This is a genomic window from Klebsiella sp. ME-303, assembly GCF_007910085.1.
Lineage (GTDB): Bacteria > Pseudomonadota > Gammaproteobacteria > Enterobacterales > Enterobacteriaceae > Klebsiella > Klebsiella michiganensis.
The window spans coordinates 164,371-184,965 of the sequence record NZ_VOJB01000093.1 but is presented as its reverse complement, the minus strand read 5'-3'; the positions used below and the strand labels follow the sequence as shown (position 1 = coordinate 184,965).

Genomic DNA, 20,595 nt, shown 5'->3' with positions numbered 1-20,595 from the left:
TGCCCGCCAGGATTCACCCCGGCGCGAACCGGGGTTAATTCACTAGTCAAAGACGCCATTAATTATCGACGTCACGATCGCCGTACTCAGCGCGATCAGCACCAAATCCTGGCCCACCACGCGCCATTCATAGCCAGGATAGTAAGGCAGTTCGTTGAGCATCGATGCCGGAACCGCTTTTTTTGCAATCCCCGGAGGTAAGGGTTTACCGCGAGCCAGATTTTTGGCGATTCCCGGCGGCAGCGACTGATAGCCGGTTAAACCGTAGTTTACCGCCAGCGAACGCGCTCTGGAGAAGCTGATATCAGCGGAGACATGATCGGGTTTGCCGTAGTTTTTTCTCTGCCCCGGATTTCCTTCTTTATGACCCTGGTTGCCCTTATCAACGTTGTTTTTACCGCTATTGCCGTTGTTACCGTTATTGCCATGGTTACCGCTATTCCCATGATTACCGCCGCCGTTGCCATTACCCGGGTTGGCGAAAACCGGCGTGGCCATCATTGACAGCGAAAGCGCCGCCGCCAGCGCTGCTTGTAAAATTTTCTTGCTAGACATGATTATTTTCCTGAGTGGGAGTACTCGCTTTGAATGTAGGTGAATAACCTGAGCGCAACAATCTCTCGTTATCTTAAATTTATTTCAGGTCAAACTTTGCGGCCCGATGGTGAATTCCTTCACTCCGCGGCCGGGCCACAGGCGAAAACCAGCATACAACGCCAGCCAAACCACATTGGCATTATTTTATTCTGCAAATCTCTCTCCCCCGATGCGATTAAAAATTTAAAACCATTAACAATCAAATAACATTAGCAGGCAAACATTTTATCTGAGGAAAATAATAATATGTCTACCACCCAGGTTCTGGGCGACGCCGCGTTCGCCTCCCCAGGACATCCCCACTCCAGCCTGACCGCTCGCATCGATGCGCTGCCCGCCTCCGTTGGCCTGTGGTCTTTTATCACCCTCCTGGCGCTGGGCGGCTTCTTCGAGCTGTACGATCTTTTTCAGACCGGTTATATCAGTACCGGGCTGCTGGCAGAGGATATTTTCCATACCGGCGAGCAGGGTATCTTCGGTATCTCCGACCAGGCCGCCTTCGCGTCGTCCACCTTTATGGGGCTGTTTATTGGCGCCAGCCTGCTTGCGCCGCTGGCGGATAAACTGGGCCGCCGCCTGACGTTTATGTTTGCCCTCGCCTGGTACGGCGTATTTTCGATGATGATGGCCCTGCAAAGCAGCGCCGAAGGGGTTATCTTCTGCCGCTTTCTGGTCGGCGTCGGTCTCGGCATTGAGCTGGTGACCATCGACACCTATTTAAGCGAATGGGTGCCGACGCATCTGCGCAATAAAGCCTTCGCTTTCGCCTTCTTTATTCAGTTTTTATCGGTCCCCGCCGTGGCGCTGATGTCGTGGCTGCTGGTGCCGATTACCCTTTTCGGCCTGACCGGCTGGCGCTGGGTGATTATCTTCGGCGCGCTCTGTTCGCTGATTATCTGGGTTATCCGCAAGAAGCTGCCGGAGTCGGCGCGCTGGCTGGATGAAAAAGGCCGCCACGAGGAAGCCCATAAGGTGATGTGCGAAATGGAACAGCGCTGCGGCGTTTCTCCCTCGCCGCGCCACCAGGTTGAGACGCAGGATAACCCGCGCAGGCTGGGAAGCTTTAAAGCGATCTGGGCGCCGCAGTACCGCAAACGTACGATCATGCTGATGGTAATGAACTTCTTCCAGGCCATCGGCTTCTTTGGCTTCGGCAACTGGCTACCGGCCCTGCTTTCCGGTCAGGGGGCGAGCATCACCCACAGCCTGCTGTACGCGTTCTTTATTACCCTCGCCTATCCGATTGGCTGTCTGTTCTGCACCCGCTTCGTTCATCGTTTTGAAAACAAATGGCAAATTGTGCTTTCCGCGCTGATGACGGTGGTGTTTGGTACCCTGTTTGCCCTGCAGAACAGCCCGGTGCTGCTGGTGATTTGCGGGTTTATGATCACCTGGTCAAACGCCTGGCTGACCATTAGCTATCACGCCTACCAGGCCGAAGTTTTCCCGACCCACATTCGCGCGCGGGCGGTCGGCTTCTGCTACTCCTTCAGCCGGCTGTCGACGGCGATCACCAGCATTTTGATCGGCATTATTTTGCAATACGCCGGTACCCCAGGCGTGATTAGCTTTATCGTCGCCAGTATGCTGATGGTGATGCTGTCGGTGGGCATCTTTGGTCCGAAAACCCGCGGGATCAGCCTGGAGAATATTTGACGGTAGCCGCCGCCGGGTTAGCCGGCGGCGCGCGTGGCTAATCTTTTCTCCTGAACCCGCAGCAGCCACGGCAGCGGCAATGCGCTCAGGGCGCAGAGCAGCAATATCCCCTGCGTCGCCCGCTCGCCGTTGCCGTCAACCGAGAGCACCCACGACGAAAGCAGAAAGGCCGCCGCCGTACTTAATGACATCAGGGTATTCTGTAAAAGCGTAAACCCGGACCTGGCGCTATCCGCTGGAAAACGCATTGCCACAGCCGATGAGGCCACCAGACGACAGTAGGCGGCGGCCAGAAACAGCACCATAAACAGTGCGCCGCCGCGGTTGCAGGTAAAAGCGATGCTCAGGCTCAGTATAAACAGCAGACTGGCCAGCAGGCTGATGCGGTAGCCGCTGTAATGCTGGCATAGCTTGCCGGTGAGTTTAGTTGCGCATAGTCCGGCCACGCCTCCGCCGAAAAAGAGCCACGGCAATTCATCGCCGCTGGCCCCCATTTTCACCGTCAGTAACGGTACCAGCAGCGGAATGATTAACATCGGACTGAACTGCGCGAGCGCGTTGCCGGAGGCGTAAAACAGCACCGATGACGACCAGCGCAAACCCGCCTGACGGCTCGCCTCGATGGGTTGCTCCGGCAGCGCCAGTTTTATCAGCGGTAACGCGATTAAGCAGAGTCCGCCGATCGTCGCGGGGGCTATCTGCCAGCCGATTTTTGCACTGAGAAATAGCATCGTCGGCATACCGACAATACTGACCAGCGAGAATGCGGCAATCGTGGAGGCCAATGCCCGCGGGCGCAGGTGCGGCGGCATAATGTTGATTAACAGACTGCTGCCCACGCCCATTGTGGTCCCGCCAACCAGACCGGCAAGAAAACGCCAGAACAACAATCCGTCAAACCGGGTGGTGGTCAGCGTCATCATCGTTAATCCCCCCAACAGGGCCATATTGCAGAGCAAAAAGCGCCGCGGTTTAACGTTACCGACCCATCGCCAGACGCTTACCCCAGCAATGACGGAAGCCAGCGTATAAACGCCGGTGACGTAACCCGCCTGGCTTACCGGCACCTGAAACGTCGGCGCCATCCAGGTAAATAAGGGATTAAAAATCATATATTCGAGGGCGTTGATGAATTGAACAAAGGCCATGATCAACGTTATTCGTACCAGATATCCGGGCATGTAAGACTCCTGACTATGTAATGCGGAGAGTCTAGCGTCTGGCAAAACCGGGCATAAGACGGTAAAAATGACGTTGTTAATTATCAAAATCGGGATAATCGAGAGTGAAAAAATTGGATCTCAACGCCCTGCGGGTGTTCGTCACCGTGGCGGAAAATGGCTCCTTTCGCGCCGGAGCAAAAGCGCTGCAGATGCCCTCATCGAACGTGAGCCGACAGATTTCGCAGCTTGAGGAGAGCCTTCAGCTGCGCCTGATACAGCGCAGTACCCGGCACATGAAGCTGACCCCTGCCGGTCAGACGCTGCTCGCCAGTATGCGACCGGTGCTGGAGCAACTTGCCGCTACGGAAGCTGAACTGACGCAGCAGCAGGCCGAACCCGAAGGGCCGCTACGCTTGTGTCTTCCGAACGAAATTGGCCCCTCGCTGTTTGCGCCGCTGATGGCGCAATTTGCCATGCGCTATCCAAAAATAATCGTCAGCTGTACCACGAATCTGGCGGGAACGGAGGTGTTAAAAGAGGATGTGGATATTGCGGTGATTATCACCCGCGGCAAAATGGAAGACGCCAGCGTCATTGCGCGCCCGCTCTTTTCGTTTCCCTGCTGCGTGGTCGCTTCTCCGCAGCTGATTGCCAGAACGGGTATGCCGACACACAGCGAGCAATTAACCGCGCAGCCCTGCATTACCACCGTCAGCGCCCTCGCGGGGCAAGCCTGGCAATTTGCCGCGGCGGACGGTAGCTTTAAAAAGGTTAACGTCAACGGGCACTATCGCGTCAACAGCGGCGAAATGGCGCTGCATGCCGCGCTTGCCGGCGTTGGCTTCGCTATTCTGGGGGAGAAACCCTGCCGCCCGTTTATCGATCGCGGTGAACTCCAGGAAGTCACGCTGGAGCTGCCGCCGGCGCCGTTACAGCTCTCCGCCCTCTATCGGGAGCGCCACTTTATGCCCGCCAGAACGCGCGTCTGGCTTGAATTTATCCAGTCGCAGATGGCCAGCTAAGCGCCGTCAGCCGACTGGCGTTCGCTAAAAATCACCTGCGCATCGGCGAAGCATTTTTCCGCCAGCGACGACACTGGCTCTTTGTTGCGCATGATCAGCGCCAGCATCGAGTCGACCTCCGTCTCGGGGATCGGCCTGATTTCCAGATTATCGCTTAGCGCTTCGAGGCCGTTGTTCAGCGGCATAATCGCACAGCAGATCCCGGCCTGCACCGCCTGGATGATCTGAAACGTGGAGTCGCTTTCAAAAACGTATTTTGGCGCCAGCCCCTTGGCCTTAAAGCTCATCTCAATCGATTCACGGTAGTACATGCCCTTGGTCAGAAAGCCCAGCGGCAGCGCGGCCAGGGTATCCCACTCAGGCGTCGCGTCGGCAAACTGATAATGACGCCTATCGTGCAGCAGCCCCATGCGGGTATTCGGCAGCCAGACCACGTTGAACAGTTGGCTATCGACGTGGTGCAGATAGCAGATCCCCAGATCCAGCTGGTTGCGGCTAACGCCGTCGATAATCTGTTCCGAGGTCATGGACAGCAGACTGAACTGCAGCTCCGGGTATTTATCCGCCAGCGGCTTAATCAGCTGCATCGGATTCAGACTGGCTAAAGGCACCATCCCGACTCTTAGCTGGCCGACCATCTGCCCGCGACAGATAGCCGCCTCCGCCTCCAGCCCGTCGTGCGCCGCCAGCAGCGCTCGCGCCCAGGCCAGAATACGCTCACCCTCTGGGGTAAACCCTTCAAACCGCTGCCCGCGCTGAATCAGCGTCAGATTAAGTTCTTCTTCAAGATTGCGGATACGCATCGATAGCGTGGGCTGGGTGATATGGCAGGCCGCCGCGGCCTGGCCGAAATGTCGTGTTCTGTCGAGCGCAATCAGGTACTTAAGCTGTTTAATATCCATTATCATCCACTGTTTGCGCAATCTGCTGGCAGCGCAGCAGGCAAAATGTTAGCTAAATGTTATGTTCTGCGTTGATGAAATTCAAGCGCCGGTGGACCGTTGCTCGTCCCGCGTGCCTGAGGCTACACTCATGCTATGCCCCGGCAGGAGAAACCGTTGAAAACTCGCCTTCATCACGTTCAGCAGCACCGGCTCGCCATGCCGGGACTGGAAGCCATGTCGTTAGTCACGGAACAGAGTTTTCCGCGCCATGCCCACGACCAGTTCGGCATCGGGATTTTCACTCAGGGCGCGCAGCGTTCGTGGAGCCATCTGGGCAAAATTGAGGCCGCCGCCGGAAATATCATTATGGTTAATCCGGGGGAGATGCACGACGGTATCCCGCTGAATGGCCCGCGCAGCTGGCAGATGATCTATCTCGATCCCGAGCGGGTTGCCGCTGAATTTCAGGGGGCGATAAAGGCCGAAGATATTCTCCTGCGCCCGGTGGTCGAGGACCCGCAGCTGCGCGGACTGATGCAGCGGCTGTTTAGCGAGATTGTCACCAGCGCCCCCGAAGATACCGCCGTAGAAGAGGCGCTACTGCTCTGCCTGATGCGGGTAAGCCGATACCATCTCTGCGCACGGCGGCCTGATAAACACGGTACCCCCTCCATCGCGCTGGCCAGGCAATATCTCGATGATGCCCCCGAAGAGAAAATCTCTCTCGAGGTGCTTGCTACCCTCTGCGGCCTCAGCCGCTTTCAGCTGATCCGCGGCTTCGCTCGCGAAACCGGCATCACGCCGCACGCTTATCTGGTACAGGCCCGCCTGCGTCTGGCGCGCCGCCTGCTCGCCGAAGGTCACTCCCCCGCCGATACCGCCTTCATGGCCGGCTTTGCCGATCAAAGCCATCTGACCCGCGCGTTTCAAAGGCAGTTCGCCATGACCCCAGGCAGCTATCAGGCGAGCCGCTAGCCGACGTTGTGCAATTTTGTTCAATACCGGCGCGCGGCTTTGCGAAATACTCAGGGCCTCGATTCTCTGCAACAGGAATGACATCATGGCGTTCATCACCCCTGAGTTTCTTTTGACTTCGCTGATTGTGGTCATCGCCCCCGGCACCGGGACGCTTTACACCATTGCCACCGGCCTGGCGGCGGGCAGAGGCATGAGTTTTGCCGCGGCCTTCGGCTGCACGCTGGGCATTATTCCGCATATGCTGGCGGCGATAACCGGGCTGGCGGCCATCCTCCACAGCACCCCCGGCGCCTTCGAGCTGGTGAAGTACGCCGGCGTCGCCTGGCTGCTGTACCTCGCATGGGCCACCCTGACCCAGCGCGGCAGCCTGAACGTGGAGGGCGTCGAACAACGCAACCCGCGCCAGGTCATCAGCCACGCGATTCTGATTAATTTGCTTAACCCCAAGCTGCCGCTCTTCTTTCTCGCCTTTCTGCCGCAGTTTATCCAGCGCGGCTCGGCTTCGCCGATCGGGGAAATGCTGATCCTGAGCGCCGTTTTTATGCTGATGACGCTGCTGGTTTTTATGCTCTATGGCGCCTTTTCGGCGGCGATGCGCGGATACGTGCTGTCGCGTCCGCGGGTGTTACAGGGGCTGAGAGCCTGCTTTGCCGCCGGTTTTGTCGGGCTGGGGATTAAGCTGATTCTGGCGCAGAGGTAGCGATTTTGCCCACGACGCGACGATCGCCGCGGGCAAACGGCGCTTTAGCGAAGCCCCGCCAGCGCGCGGATCTCTTTCGAGCGCAGCGTTAAACGGACGGGCGCCGATTTATACGACGGCGTGCCGCTCTCTTTATCGAGATAATCCAGAGGGACCAGCACGTTGGCTTCGGGGTAATAGGCGGCAACGGTGCCCGGCGCGATGCTGTAGGCGACCAGCGTGATATCTTCCAGCCGCTGATGGTGGCCCGGCAGCGCGGAGCTGATATCCACCCGATCGCCGTGTTCGAATCCCTGCTCAGCCATATCCTGCTCGTTCATAAACAACACGTCGCGACGGCCAAACACGCCGCGGTAGCGGTCGTCCATGGCGTAAATGGTGGTGTTGTACTGATCGTGGCTGCGCAGCGTCACCAGGCGCATCACGTCATGCCCTGCTACCTGCTGGTTTTCGTGCACCCCGTGAAAAACGGAAAACATCGCTTTGCCGGTCGGCGTCGGCCAGATACGCTCCGTCGGCGGCAGCGGCATGCGAAAACCGCCGGGATGGCGAATACGCTGGTTGTACTGGTCAAAGCCGGGAATGGTCTGCTCGATCAGATCGCGAATGCGATCGTAGTCGGCGACCAGCGACAGCCAGTCAACATTGCTTTCCGGCAGCGTCGCCATGGCCATCGCCGCGACAATCGCCGGCTCCGATCGCAGCTCTGGCGAACCGGGTTTCAGCTTGCCAGACGACGCGTGCACCATCGACATCGAATCTTCCACGGTGATCGACTGGCGTCCCGTCTCCTGAATATCGAGTTCGGTTCGACCAAGGCACGGCAGGATAAAGGTCTCATTGGCCACCAGAAGATGCGAGCGATTCAGCTTGGTGCCAATATGCACGCTCAGATCCAGCCCCCGCATCGCCGGAAAAGCCCGTTCGCTATCCGGCATAGCCACCGCGAAGTTCCCGCCAAGGCAGAGCAGCGCTTTCGATTCGCCGTCGATCATCGCCTGTAGCGCTTTTACCGCATCGTGACCATGCTCCTGCGGCGGCGTAAAACCAAACACCCGCTGCAAGTTGGCGAGAAACTGGGGGCTCGGCTTTTCCGTGATGCCGACGGTACGGTTGCCCTGTACGTTGGAGTGCCCGCGCAGCGGGCAGATCCCGGCCCCCGGCTTGCCGATATTCCCGCGCATCAGCAGCAGGTCGGCTATCAGGCGTACATTAGAGGTGCCCTTATTGTGCTGGGTGATGCCCATGCCGTAGGTGATAATCGTGGCGTTAGATTTAGCGTAAGCCGCCGCCACCCGTTCAAGATCGCCGCGCGTCAGGCCGGACTCCCGTTCAATATCCGGCCACGGCGTCGCGTCCACATCCTGCGCAAACTCGGTAAAGCCCAGCGTATGCTCATCGATAAACGCCCGATCCAGCACATCGCCCTTCTCTGCTTCCAGCCGGAGCAGCGCCTTCGCGATACCCTTAAGCGCCGCCGCGTCGCCGCCCGCTTTGACCTGGAAATAGGTCGACGCGATGTTGGTTGAGCCGTAGGTCGCCATCTCAATGACGTTCTGCGGATCGGCGAAACGCTCCAGCGCCCGCTCTTTTAGCGGGTTGAAGACGATAATCGGCACCCCCCGGCGCGCCAGTTCGTGCAGCGTGCCCATCATGCGCGGATGGTTGGTTCCGGGATTGTGGCCGATAGAGATAACCAGCTCGGTCTTATCAAAGTCATCGAGGGAGACCGTCCCTTTACCGATGCCGATGGACTGCGGCAGGCCGACGCTGGTCGACTCGTGGCACATATTGGAGCAGTCCGGAAAGTTGTTGGTGCCATATTCGCGGGCAAACAGCTGGAACAGGAAGGCCACTTCGTTAGAGGCGCGCCCGGAGGTATAAAACTCGACTTCATTGGGCTGCAGCGTACGAAGAATGGCGCCGATGCGGGTAAACGCCGCGTCCCATGAGACCGGACGCAGGGTATCGCTGGCCTTATCGTAGGCCAGGGGCTGGGTTAAGCGCCCGTAGCCTTCGAGCTCAAAATCGCTGCGCGCCAGCAGCGACGTCACGGTGTTAGCCGCGAGAAACTCAGCCGTGACCCGTTTACTGGTGGCTTCCCAGGTCACCGCTTTGGCGCCGTTTTCGCAGAACTGAAACGTCGATTTATGCTCTTTGTCGGGCCAGGCGCAGCCGGGACAATCAAAGCCATCCGGCTGATTGGTCCGCAGCAGCGTGGCGGGGGCATCGAGCGCATCCATTTGCGTACGAACGGCGATAGCGGTGGCTTTTAAGGCACCCCAGCCGCCCGCCGGACCATCATAGGGATGGACGCCGGGAACGACGCGTCTTCTGTTACTCATGTTCACTCCTGATGCGCTTTCGGCGGCGTATGGCAGGTGAAACGCCGCACGATCTCTTATCACCCGTTACCAGCCAGGGTAACGGGTGTTTTTTGTTAACGAAAGCATAACAATCAGAGCGGTGACTGTATAATCAATGTTATCTATCACGCGTTAGATTTAACTTATTTAACGAATAATAAACATACAAAAATCAGGTCAGATTGTAGTGGCGGTCCGGCGCCAGTTTCTCCGGTAAGGGATGCTGGCCGGTCATATCCAGCAGGTTGCGCTCAATGGTGTTACACATCGCGTTCAGCGGCAAATCGTTGGCTGCGGTACCGAACGGGTCCTCCAGCTCTTCCGCCAGCGAATCCCACGACAAGAAGGTGTAGGAGATAAACACCGACACGAACGGCGTCATATAGTGAAGATCGCCGACCAGCGCAAACGGCAGCAGCGTACAGAACAGATACACGGTGCGCTGCAAAATGAGCGTGTAGGCAAAGGGCACCGGGGTGCTGGCGAGGCGCTCACAGCCGCCCAGCGCGTGCCCCAGCTCATCAAGCTTATTGTCCATCAGGCTGAAGGTGACATCGCCGATCTTCCCTTCTGCGCGCAGGCGCCCAAGCTCATCGCCTGCCAGCAGCAGAATGCGGTTGGTTGGCATCGAACTGGCGAGAATTTCCGCCACGCTTTGCGCCGGCAGCAGACGCGCTAAATCGGCGCTCGGATCCGTCTTGCGCAGCTGATGCTTCAGGCTCCAGCTAAACGCCACCAGGTAGCTCACCAGGCGTTGATGGGCTGCGCTTTCGGCCGGCAGGATATTCTTCAGCTGGCGCACCAGCGTTCTCTGGGCAATCAGCACCGTTCCCCACAAATTGCGCGCTTCAACAAAGCGGTTGTATCCGGCGCTATTGCGAAAGCCAAGAAAAATGGCAATGGCGATCCCCAGCAGGCTAAACGGCGCGACGGTAAGATGGATACCCAGCTGTTCGTACCATTGATAGCTGATGATCGCGATAATCGACATCATCAGGTTAAGCAGCAGGCGAAAGACGATTTTTGACAGCACGGAGCCGTGCCAGTCAAACAAGCGAAGGAACCAGTGTTGTTCTGGCCGGATAATCATTGTTTTACTTCCTGAAGTTTCGAACGAATAATAGATACTTTCTATTATGCGATTGCCTTTTTATATTGTTTAAAAACACGACACGGCGTCAGCCGGCTATTTATCAGCGATGAAAGAATAGCCGCTGGATTATGGTCCTTTTTTATTTCACAGGCAATATTATCCGCAGGCTGACAAAGCCCTCAAGCGTTCAGGGGAATAACCTAAGCGATAATCGCGTCGCTATCCGCGCGGCAAGGGTCAATATGAATCATCATATGCAGCACGTTTTGGCTGTTTAGCACCCGCGCGCGGGCCAACAGCGCAATATCGTGCCCTTCCGCCACCGATAAATCTCCCGGCACCTCGATATGTACATCGACCAGGATCCCATCGCCGGCGCGTCGGGTTTTCAGGTCATGCAGCGCCACGACGCCGGGCGTTGCCAGAATAGTGGTGATTATCTGCTGCTCGCTGTCGCTATCCACTGACCGATCCATCAAGTCATGGAGGGCGTCATACGAAAAGGTATAGCCCATGCGGGTGACCAGCGCGCCGACGGCCAGCGCGGCCACCGGATCGAACCAGGCGAAGCCGGCCAGGTTACCGATGATGCCGACCGCGACCACCACCGACGACGCGGCATCCGAGCGGGCGTGCCAGGCATTGGCAATCAGCATGGACGACTGAATTTGTTTAGCCGCCCTGAGCATATAGCGGAATAACATCTCTTTGGCGGTCAGCGCGGCGAGCGCCACCCACAGAGCGGTAATATGCACGCTCGGGATAGACGCCGGATGCAGCAGTTTGCCGCAGGCGGACCACAGCATACCCGCGCCAACCAGTAACAGCAGCGCGCCAATCACCAGTGAAGCGCCGTTTTCATAGCGCCGGTGTCCGTAGTGATGATCGCTATCCGAGGGTTTGCCGCTTTTTTTATTGGCCAACAGCACGACGAAATCAGCGACTAAATCGGAAAGAGAATGAATACCATCGGCAATTAATCCCTGCGAACCGGAAAAAACGCCCGCCAGAACCTGGGCGCTGGATAAAAAAAGATTGACCACCACGCTGACCAGCGTCGTTTTACGCGCAATCTGGGCGCGCTGACCATCGTCAGTCATTTTCGCCATGATGACGTCCCCGTAAAAAAAGAAATAACGTACGCGATTTAGCTTAATTTTTCCTGAATAATCCGCCGCCGTTAAGAGAATGTTTACTTATTTTTATTGCTGTCAAATATATAAATGAGAATAGTTTGTTTTTAAAAAATATAGCCATGACAATAATAGCCGTGGCTATATTTTTGGCGTAAAAACGCAGCCGGAATAATTAAAACTGATTCATCCGGCGCATTGCGCAATGATACGCGCCGTTACGCACCGACGCGCGCAGTACGCGGGCGACGCCGTGTACCGCAATTCGTGCGCTGTGCCGCTGCAGCGCGCTCATCGGCAAATTGAGCATCGCCTGCGCCCACGGCGGCAGCAGGTCAATCCCGGCGCGCATCATCATTCGCCCGACGGGCTGACTCAGGCGCCCCGGCAGACGGGTCGATAGCAGGACGTCGGCAACCTCCTGCGTTCGCTCATCGCAGCGCAGCGTTGGGCGCATATCCTGCAGGTAGTCGGCAACCTGCCGCGGCGTTACCGGGATATCCCGAGCGCCAAGGTGGCGGGCAATTTCGGCGGCCTCCTGATAATACTGCTCCTGGCGAGCGGCGCTGACCACGGTCCGCTTGTAGCGCAGGTGCGAGGCCATAAAGCTGCTGCATTCGGCGACATGAACCCAGGTGAGCAGCGCCGGGTCGCTGGCCTGATAGGGCGTGCCATCTTTATCCTTGCCGCTCACCCGCAGGTGGATCCCCTGCACTTTTGCGATCAGCCGTTCGGCGTCGGCGGTGGTACCAAAGGTGGTGGCGGAAATAAACTGGCTGGTACGGCGCAGGCGGCCAAAGATATCTTCGCGGAAGTTTGAGTGATCCCAGACGCCCGCCAGCGCCAGAGGATGCAGCATCTGTAACAGCAGCGCGCTGACGCCGCCGCAGAGCATGGAGGTAAAATCGCCATGAACCTGCCAGATGGCCGACTGCGGACCAAATAGCCCCGGTTCGCCTTTGGGGTGTTCAAAATCGATCTCTTTTAGCGCCATGCCGGTTAAGCCCAGAACCTGAGCTTCAATCATTCCGCGTATGCTGGTCATTACCCACCTGCTCTGATCCGTGAGCGAGAAAGATAGCATTTATTAACGCCGGGGGCATTTGCCAACGATGGCTTTTAGGGCAGGAGCGCCCGCCGATAGCGGGCGCCAGCGAGCTTATGGATTGAGCTGGTAGTCGAGGCTTATCTCCGCGTTCAGCACCTGCGACACCGGGCAACCGGCTTTGGCTTTTTGAATGATGCCGTCAAACGCATCGGCCTCGATGCCTGGCAGCACAATTTTACTCTGCAGCGCGATTTGGGTGATGGCAAAGCCGCCGCCGGACTTATCCAGCGTCACCACCGCCACGGTATCAATGGAGGTGGCGGTGTAGCCCTCTTCGCTCAGCATCAGCGAGAGCGCCATGGAGAAACAGGCGGCATGGGCGGCCCCGATAAGCTCTTCCGGATTGGTGCCCTTGACGCCTTCGAAACGAGTGTTAAAACCATAAGGCTGCTGGTTCAGTGCGCCGCTCTCGGTCGAGACGGTTCCTTTTCCGCTTTTCAGATCCCCTTCCCAATGCGCCTGACCTTTCTTATGGATTGCCATAATATCGCTCCTTTTTTGATATGAAAGAGTTAAGTATAGAACCCCCTAAGGCATTTGGGCGGCGCGCGGCGTTTTTCAGATCAATCCGTCGGGATATTTTTACTCATATTAACGCCGGTAACGCGGAAACCCGCGGCGTCGTAGAGATGGCGCGCGCGCTGATTATCCCCGGCGACGCGCAGTTTAATTTGGCCGATCCCCTGGCTTTTCAGCGCATGCTCAAAAGCCGCCATCGCTTGTTTACCCAGGCCCTGTCCCTGAAACGCCGGATAAATATAAAAATCGCAGATAAAGGCGGAGCGCATTTCTTCGTCAGGCTTGTACCAGAGATAGCCGACCCGCTTTTCTGCGCCGTCACTGTCATCGAATAAGCAGCATAAAACCTGGCCGCGAGTATTGACGCCGTCGGGCAGATCCGCGGCGATTTCGCGCTGCGCCTGGGCTAACGCGGCCACCGGCGAGAGCGCGTAATTGGCGGAGATTTCCGCCGCGTAGTCGGGGATAAAGTAGTCGAGATACGCGGGGTACTCCGTATCGCGCATTGGGCGAAGCACTATCATTAAAGGGTTCCTTTTATATCGTGAGTTTGCGCCAGTTTCTGCTGTATCTCACCGAGAAACAGCGGCAGCGCGCTTGGCTGATAGTCCCGTGAAAGGTAAATACCATATACGCTTAGCGCTTTTGGCCGCCAGGCCGGTAAAACCTGTTTCAGCGCCCCGCTGTTGAGCGCCCGCTGCGCCTCCAGCTCCGGCAGCATCGCGATGCCGCAGCCGGCGACCGCCGCCTCCATCAGCAGCGAGGAGATCCCGGCGCTAAGGTTGCCGGAAACCGCCACCGCCACGTTTTCGCCGCTGACGTCGCTAAACTGCCAGGTCTGGCTGGCAAAATGGCTGTAATGCAGGCAGTTGTGACGAGTGAGATCTTCCGGCGTTTGCAGCGGACCGTTCTGCTGAAGCCAGCGCGGCGACGCGCACAGCACCGAACGACACACGCCAAGGCGGCGGGCGATAGCCCCGGGCTCCGGATTGTCGGTGATCCGAATCGCCACGTCGATCCGTTCGCCGATCAGGCTGACCGGGTGATTATTGATATCCAGCTCAAGGCGCAGCTGCGGATAACGGGCGAGAAAATCGGGTAGCAGCGGCGAAATCAGCTGCATCGCCGTAAAGTGAGCGCAGGCGACGCGCAGCGTCCCGCTGGGGATCGCACGCTCGCTTTGCCCGGCGATCTCATCCGACAGCTGCGTCAGGGTGCGCGTTTTTTGCAGCACCTTTTCCCCCGCAGCCGTGAGCGTCAGTTTGCGGGTTGAGCGATGGACCAGCCGGGTTCCCGCCCACTGCTCCATCTGTTCCAGATAGCGGCTGACCATCGGACGCGACATCCCCAGCGCGCGGGCGGCGGCGCTTAAGCTCCCCAGTTCACAAATGCGCATATACACCTGCGCGGCAATTACCCGATCCATAACTGATTTCCATCTGCACGTTTTATGAAACTCAGCATCTCTTTTTTCAGGAATTTTCGCAAATCATGAAATCCGTACAATAGCGCTCATTCACCTGACCAAGAGAAAACGAATATGAAATTATCTGCCCTTGCTATCGCAACCACGCTGTTCAGCACGTCAGTTCTGGCCGCGCCCCTAACGCTGCAAACCTACAACCCGCAGGAGAACGGCATTTTCGCGGTTAACTCCACCCTCGCCTCCGGCCCGCATGAAGCGGTGCTGTTTGACGCTCAATTCAGCGTCAAAGATGGCGAGAAGCTGGTTGAAATGATTAAGAAAAGCGGTAAAAAACTGACCCGCATCGTGATTACCTCCGGCGATCCGGACTTCTATTTCGGCCTCGAGCCGCTGGTGAAGGCTTTCCCGGATGTCAACGTGGTGGCGACCGCGGAAGTGGTTAAACACATTAACGCCACCAAAGCGGCCAAACTGGCCTACTGGGGCCCGCAGATGAAGGACGGCGCGCCGAAGCAGGTTTACGTCCCGCAAGCGCTGACGGCAAACACCTTCACCATCGACGGCGAAAAGGTTGAGATCCGCCAGCCGCAAAATTATGCCGCCTATGTCTGGATCCCGGCGAATAAAGCCATTCTTGGCGGGACCGGCGTGGCGTGGGGCATGCACGTCTGGACGGCGGATACCCAGAGCGTCGAAAGCCGCCAGCAGTGGATAAGTACGCTCGACGAGATGGCCGCGTTGCATCCGCAGCAGGTGATCCCCGGCCATTACCTGGGGACTCCGCCCGCAGGCGACCGCGCGATTACCTTTACCCGCGATTATCTGACCCAGTTCGAGCAGGCGCTCAACGCGCACAAAGATTCCACCGGCGTTATCAAAGCGATGAAACAGCGCTGGCCGGGACTCGCGGAAGAGAGTTCGCTGGATCTGAGCGCCAAAGTGAATACCGGCGAAATGAAGTGGTAAGACTGGCTAACGTGCGGGTCTTTCTGCCGGATGGCGGGTGACCTCCTGTCCGGCCGACGAACCGGGGTCCGCTAAAAAGACTGTTCTTAATCTGCCGACTCAACGTTGCTAATCCCGGCAAAATGGGCCACGATGATTATCGCCGCGCTAAAAATGCGCGGCGTACTTAAGGGTTAAATTTCGTCCGACACCCGTCGGGCTTGTCCTTGAAACCGACACAGGATAAAGGAGTAAGAATGAAATCGAACCAACAGGCACGTCATCTTCTTGGTCTGAACTACAAGCTTTCTCAGCAGAAAAAAGTGCTGCTGGAAGGCGATGCGGAAACCACGGTTAACCATGTTCGCGCCACCGGCCGCAAGCGCCGCGGTGGCTAACTTTTCAGCTGAATGATGATAAAAACACCGTCCTCTCCCCGGGATGGTGTTTTTTTAAGACTATCGGCCTCATGTTTACCCTCCTTTGATGTCTTCTGCTTTATACTCTGCCCGCTGCCATTCCCTGCCAGCCCCCCGCCTGTCGCCGCGCCCGGGCTGAAGCGATTATCAAGGAGTTAGTGCGATGCAATTCACTCATAAGAAAAACCGCTCTCTATACATCCCTTACGCCGGCCCCGTGCTGCTTGAATTTCCGCTGCTCAATAAAGGCAGCGCCTTCAGCATGGAAGAGCGCAGCAGCTTCAACCTGCTGGGCCTGCTGCCGGAAGTGGTCGAAACCATCGAAGAACAGGCCGAACGCGCGTGGATCCAGTACCAGGGATTTAAAACCGAGATCGACAAGCACATCTACCTGCGCAATATCCAGGATACCAACGAAACGCTGTTCTACCGCCTGGTCGGCAACCACCTTGACGAAATGATGCCGGTTATCTACACCCCAACCGTCGGCGCCGCCTGTGAACGCTTCTCTGAGATCTATCGTCGCGCCCGCGGCGTGTTTATCTCTTATCAGAACCGCAATAACCTCGACGATATTCTGCAAAACGTACCGAACCACAACGTCAAGGTTATCGTGATGACCGACGGCGAACGTATTCTCGGCCTCGGTGACCAGGGTATCGGCGGGATGGGCATTCCTATCGGCAAACTGTCGCTGTATACCACCTGCGGCGGTATCAGCCCGGCCTACACGCTGCCGGTGGTGCTGGACGTCGGTACTAACAACCAGCAGCTGCTGGACGATCCGCTGTATATGGGCTGGCGCCACCCGCGCATCACCGACGACGAGTACTATCAGTTTGTCGACGACGTTATCCAGGCGATTAAAGCCCGCTGGCCGGACGTACTGCTGCAGTTCGAAGACTTCGCGCAGAAAAACGCCATGCCCCTGCTCAACCGCTATCGCCACGAAGTGTGCTCCTTTAACGATGATATCCAGGGAACCGCTTCGGTCACCGTCGGTACGCTGATCGCCGCCAGCCGCGGCGCGGGCAGCCAGCTGAGCGAGCAGAAAATTGTCTTCCTCGGCGCCGGCTCCGCGGGCTGCGGTATCGCAGAGCAGATCGTCGCGCAAATCCAGCGCGAAGGGTTAAGCGAAGAGGAAGCCCGTAAACGTGTCTTTATGGTTGACCGTTTCGGTCTGCTGACCGACGCCATGCCGAACCTGCTGCCGTTCCAGAGCAAACTGGTGCAAAAGCGTGAGCACCTGCAAGCGTGGGACACCACGAATGATGTGCTGTCGCTGCTCGACGTGGTGCGCAACGTCAAACCGGATATCCTGATCGGCGTTTCCGGGCAGCCGGGGCTGTTCACCGAAGAGATTATCCGCGAGATGCACAAGCACTGCCCGCGGCCAATCGTGATGCCGCTGTCCAACCCGACCTCCCGGGTGGAAGCCACGCCGCAGAATATCCTCAGCTGGACCGACGGCGCGGCGCTGGTCGCCACCGGCAGCCCGTTTGCCCCGGTCACCCTCAAAGGCAAACAGTACGTTATCGCCCAGTGCAATAACTCCTATATCTTCCCGGGAATTGGCCTCGGCGTTATCGCTTCGGGCGCATCGCGCGTGACCGATGAGATGCTGATGGCCGCCAGCGAAACCCTGGCGAAACATTCGCCGCTGGTGAATAACGGTGAAGGCCCGGTTCTGCCGGAGCTGAAGGATATTCAGAGCGTTTCACGCGCTATCGCGTTTGCGGTGGGCAAAATCGCCCAGGAACAGGGCGTGGCGGTGAAAACCTCCGCCGAAGCGTTGCTGCAGGCGATCGCCGATAACTTCTGGCAGCCGGAGTACCGGAACTACCGCCGCACGTCGATTTAACCGGTAGATGAGTCATACAGGGGGCCTGCTTTGCAGGCCTTTTTTTATTCTCATCTGGTCAAAACCGCTTTCTCCCTCTACACTGCCAGCACCCATCAACTCACTGAATAAAAAAGGAGGATCCCATGTCGTACTGTGAAATGTTTTTTTCACGTGCATTTGGCGATCGCACCTGCTCAAGCGTTATCGGTATCGTGCTGCGATAACTTCAGCTTGAGCGAAGAAACCATAGACTAACTCCCTTCCCTCGGGCTTACCGGGTTATCGTCAGCGATGTTTGACGAGGCATTCACATGCCTGTAACTCTTGAGTAAGTTCACAATGAGCACATTACTAACTGCACAATCTCTTCATGTTGATACGGCGTTTGGCCCGCTGTTCACAAACCTCTCCTTTACCCTGAAAAAAGGCGACCGTATTGGCCTGATTGGCTATAACGGCTGCGGAAAAAGTACCCTGCTACAGGTGCTGGACGGCACGATCGTGCCCAGTTCGGGCTGCGTGGCGCTGGCCAGTCACTGTCTGATGGCGCGTGTGGAACAGCATCTACCCGATGCGCTGTTAGCGCAGCCCCTGCTGCAGGTAGTACTGGCGAAACTTCCCGCCCCTGAGCGTGAGAGTCAGCGCTGGCAAGCGGAGAGGCTATTGGCAGAGATGGGCTTTACACCAGATGAGGCCGCGCAGCGGGCGTCAACCCTGAGCGGCGGTCAGCATACCCGGCTGCTGCTTGCCAGGGCGCTGATTCTGCAGCCGGATCTCCTGCTGCTGGATGAGCCGGGAAACCATCTCGACCTGCCGACCCTCCTGTGGCTGGAAAGCTTCCTGCAAACCTGGCAGGGGAGCTTCGTTCTGGTGTCGCATGATAATATCTTATTGGATGCTGTAACTAATTCCAGTTGGATCCTGCGCGACAGAACGCTGCACGCCTTCTCCCTGCCCTGCAGCGCCGCCCGCCGGGCGCTGGAAGAGCAGGACGCCAGCGATGCGCAGCGCCATAAAGCCGAGCAAAAGGAGATCGACCGGGTCGCCGCCAGCGCCAAACGGCTGGCTATCTGGGGTCGGACCTATGACAACGAAGATCTCTCCCGCAAAGCCAAGCAGATGGAGAAGCAGGTTCAACGCCTGAAGGAGAGCCAAACCGAGCTGACCATGGGCACCCCCTGGCGGCTGGCGCTCCACGGCGACATGCTGCGGGCTGACCGACTGCTGGAGATGGAACAGCTCCCCGTTCCCCCCGCGCCCGGTCTGCCGGCCCTGTTTACCGCGGGCCTGGCTCGCCTGAAAAGCGGCGATCGGGTGGCGGTGATGGGCCGTAACGGCGGCGGCAAGTCTTCGCTGCTGCGTCTGCTGTGGCGGCAAATGCAGCAGGAAACGACGGAAAGCGGTTTGCGCCTGCATCCGCGGCTGAAGCCGGGTTATTACGACCAGACCCTGCATCAGCTGGCGGATGACGATACCCTTCTCGACGCGCTGGAGCCCTTTGAACCAGGCCCGGATGCGCGCAGGCGGGCGCTAATTTCCGCCGGATTCAACTGGCCGCGTCACGGGCAAAAGGTCGCCACCTTAAGCGGCGGCGAGCGTTCGCGCCTGCTGTTCGTCGGCCTCTCTCTGGCCCGCTATAGCCTGCTGCTGCTGGATGAGCCCACCAACCATTTAGATATGGATGGCAAAACGGCGCTGGCGGCTACGCTGCGCGACTATCCCGGCGGCCTGCTGCTGGTGAGCCACGATCGCGAGCTCATTAACCGCAGCTGCAATCGCTTCTGGCTTATCGACGAGCGCGGGCTGAGCGAATGGCACAGCAGCGAAGAGGTGTATGAGATTTTGCGCACCGCCGTTCGTCGTCCGGCGACGCAGGCCGCGACGGTGAACAGTAGCGAACCGGAGGAGGACCAGGATGCGCTGCTGGAGCGGTTAGTCACGCTTGAGCAGCTGCTGGCCGACGATCTGGCGCGCAAACCAAAACATCAAAAACCGCAGCTGCAGGCGCAGTGGCGTAAGGAGATAACAACGATTGCGACGTTATTAGGTTAACAGGCGCTCTCCCGGCGCGGCGATCCGCGCCGGGAGATTATTCCGCGCCGGCAGGCGAAGCCGGTTTGACCCGACTAAACTGCTGCTCGGTCATCATCCGCCCCCACTGATCCCCCTGCCACGCTTTATCCAGCGTAAAGCCAAAGGATTCATACAGCCTGCGGGCGGCGTTCAGCCCGCTGAAGGTCCACAGCCGCACCGCGGCGAAGTTCTGGCTATCGCAAAAGGCCATCGATTCATTCAGCAGACGTCGGCCAACGCCGCTTCCCCGGCAGCTATCGTCGAGGATAAACCAGCGCAGATGCGCTTCATTATTACCAAGATCTTCGCCGTCAATCGCCACCGATCCGACAATCTGCTCACCCTGAATGGCAAGCCAAACCCGGTTGCACGGTTTCTCAAGACGACCGGAAAACTCCGCTAGCCCGCTGGCCACTTTGCTCTCGAAAAAGTGACCAAATTCATAATGCTTCGCATAGTACTCGCCGTGCATCTGCGTAATGCGGCCAATCATTCCCGGACGATAGCCGGTAACGATATCAATCCTGGCGGTTAAGTCGATCATTTTATCTCCTCGTCAGAGCCAAGTGAGGCAATGGCCTCCCTTGGTACCATGTGCGGGTGTAGACATAGCATTTCCTTATAAATAAATTTCAAACAATGCTAAAATTTGATGTTTTGATGATTACCA

At 57.7% G+C, this 20,595-nt stretch carries 18 protein-coding genes and 1 pseudogene; 8 read left to right on the top strand and 11 right to left on the bottom strand.

The features are described 5' to 3' along the window. Positions 1–42: 42 nt before the first annotated feature. Positions 43–555: an anti-virulence regulator CigR family protein gene (locus FQK12_RS27490; protein ID WP_014229309.1), complete on the bottom strand. Its 513-nt coding sequence runs from the start codon at positions 553–555 to the stop codon at positions 43–45. A 288-nt stretch (positions 556–843) separates the two neighbouring features. Here FQK12_RS27490 and FQK12_RS22170 point away from each other — a divergent pair, with 288 nt between their 5' ends. After that, the gene (locus tag FQK12_RS22170; RefSeq protein ID WP_014229308.1) at positions 844–2,253 is read left to right on the top strand and encodes an MFS transporter; all 1,410 of its coding nucleotides are present in this window, start codon (positions 844–846) and stop codon (positions 2,251–2,253) included. Between the two features lie 17 nt (positions 2,254–2,270). Here the strand turns inward: FQK12_RS22170 and FQK12_RS22165 are convergent, their stop codons facing one another. Beyond that, positions 2,271–3,434 (bottom strand): MFS transporter, encoded by a 1,164-nt coding sequence (locus tag FQK12_RS22165; protein WP_014229307.1) that lies wholly within the window; start codon positions 3,432–3,434, stop codon positions 2,271–2,273. Positions 3,435–3,538: 104 nt separating this feature from the next. Between FQK12_RS22165 and FQK12_RS22160 the strand changes: the two genes are divergently transcribed. Further along, the gene (locus tag FQK12_RS22160) at positions 3,539–4,438 is read left to right on the top strand and encodes a LysR family transcriptional regulator (protein ID WP_014229306.1); all 900 of its coding nucleotides are present in this window, start codon (positions 3,539–3,541) and stop codon (positions 4,436–4,438) included. Here the strand turns inward: FQK12_RS22160 and FQK12_RS22155 are convergent. After that, a complete protein-coding gene (locus FQK12_RS22155; protein ID WP_014229305.1) occupies positions 4,435–5,340 on the bottom strand; it encodes a LysR family transcriptional regulator in 906 nt (301 codons plus the stop codon). The genes FQK12_RS22160 and FQK12_RS22155 overlap by 4 nt on opposite strands. A 156-nt stretch (positions 5,341–5,496) precedes the next feature. On the opposite strand from FQK12_RS22155, the gene FQK12_RS22150 reads away from it, so the two are divergent. Both FQK12_RS22150 and FQK12_RS22145 read left to right on the top strand, forming a co-directional pair. After that, positions 5,497–6,297, top strand: coding sequence for an AraC family transcriptional regulator (locus FQK12_RS22150; protein ID WP_014229304.1), 801 nt, complete (start codon positions 5,497–5,499; stop codon positions 6,295–6,297). Between the two features lie 85 nt (positions 6,298–6,382). Continuing rightward, on the top strand, positions 6,383–7,000 hold the full coding sequence (locus FQK12_RS22145) for a LysE family translocator (RefSeq protein ID WP_014229303.1): 618 nt from the start codon (positions 6,383–6,385) through the stop codon (positions 6,998–7,000). Positions 7,001–7,044: 44 nt separating this feature from the next. Here the strand turns inward: FQK12_RS22145 and FQK12_RS22140 are convergent, their stop codons facing one another. From FQK12_RS22140 to FQK12_RS22110, 7 genes are all read right to left on the bottom strand, one after another. After that, complete coding sequence (locus tag FQK12_RS22140; protein WP_014229302.1) at positions 7,045–9,345, bottom strand: FdhF/YdeP family oxidoreductase; 2,301 nt, start codon at positions 9,343–9,345, stop codon at positions 7,045–7,047. A gap of 193 nt (positions 9,346–9,538) precedes the next feature. Next, positions 9,539–10,456, bottom strand: a complete 918-nt coding sequence (locus tag FQK12_RS22135) for a bestrophin family protein (RefSeq protein ID WP_014229301.1) — start codon at positions 10,454–10,456, stop codon at positions 9,539–9,541. 203 nt (positions 10,457–10,659) lie between these two features. Then, on the bottom strand, positions 10,660–11,568 hold the full coding sequence (locus tag FQK12_RS22130) for a cation diffusion facilitator family transporter (protein WP_014229300.1): 909 nt from the start codon (positions 11,566–11,568) through the stop codon (positions 10,660–10,662). 199 nt (positions 11,569–11,767) lie between these two features. After that, the gene (locus FQK12_RS22125) at positions 11,768–12,637 is read right to left on the bottom strand and encodes an oxygenase MpaB family protein (protein WP_014229299.1); all 870 of its coding nucleotides are present in this window, start codon (positions 12,635–12,637) and stop codon (positions 11,768–11,770) included. A gap of 114 nt (positions 12,638–12,751) precedes the next feature. Beyond that, positions 12,752–13,183 carry an OsmC family protein gene (locus tag FQK12_RS22120; RefSeq protein WP_004138064.1) on the bottom strand — a complete coding sequence of 144 codons (432 nt, stop codon included), beginning with the start codon at positions 13,181–13,183 and terminating at the stop codon, positions 12,752–12,754. 80 nt (positions 13,184–13,263) lie between these two features. Next, positions 13,264–13,743 (bottom strand): GNAT family N-acetyltransferase, encoded by a 480-nt coding sequence (locus FQK12_RS22115; protein WP_014229298.1) that lies wholly within the window; start codon positions 13,741–13,743, stop codon positions 13,264–13,266. Then, the gene (locus FQK12_RS22110) at positions 13,743–14,645 is read right to left on the bottom strand and encodes a LysR family transcriptional regulator (protein WP_014229297.1); all 903 of its coding nucleotides are present in this window, start codon (positions 14,643–14,645) and stop codon (positions 13,743–13,745) included. Before FQK12_RS22110 ends, FQK12_RS22115 begins: the two co-directional genes overlap by 1 nt. A 114-nt stretch (positions 14,646–14,759) precedes the next feature. On the opposite strand from FQK12_RS22110, the gene FQK12_RS22105 reads away from it, so the two are divergent. The 4 genes from FQK12_RS22105 to FQK12_RS22090 all read left to right on the top strand — a co-directional run bounded on the left by FQK12_RS22105 (position 14,760) and on the right by FQK12_RS22090 (position 19,904). Further along, positions 14,760–15,611 (top strand): Vmh family MBL fold metallo-hydrolase, encoded by an 852-nt coding sequence (locus FQK12_RS22105; RefSeq protein ID WP_014229296.1) that lies wholly within the window; start codon positions 14,760–14,762, stop codon positions 15,609–15,611. 236 nt (positions 15,612–15,847) lie between these two features. Next, a complete protein-coding gene (gene sra / locus FQK12_RS22100; protein WP_004101955.1) occupies positions 15,848–15,988 on the top strand; it encodes a stationary-phase-induced ribosome-associated protein in 141 nt (46 codons plus the stop codon). Positions 15,989–16,172: 184 nt separating this feature from the next. After that, positions 16,173–17,870, top strand: coding sequence for an NAD-dependent malic enzyme (locus FQK12_RS22095; protein WP_014229295.1), 1,698 nt, complete (start codon positions 16,173–16,175; stop codon positions 17,868–17,870). Between the two features lie 321 nt (positions 17,871–18,191). After that, positions 18,192–19,904 carry an ABC-F family ATP-binding cassette domain-containing protein gene (locus tag FQK12_RS22090; protein WP_014229294.1) on the top strand — a complete coding sequence of 571 codons (1,713 nt, stop codon included), beginning with the start codon at positions 18,192–18,194 and terminating at the stop codon, positions 19,902–19,904. 37 nt (positions 19,905–19,941) lie between these two features. On the opposite strand, the pseudogene FQK12_RS22085 reads toward FQK12_RS22090, so the two are convergent. After that, a pseudogene (locus FQK12_RS22085) lies at positions 19,942–20,448 on the bottom strand (GNAT family N-acetyltransferase); the annotation flags it as partial. Positions 20,449–20,595 lie beyond the last annotated feature (147 nt).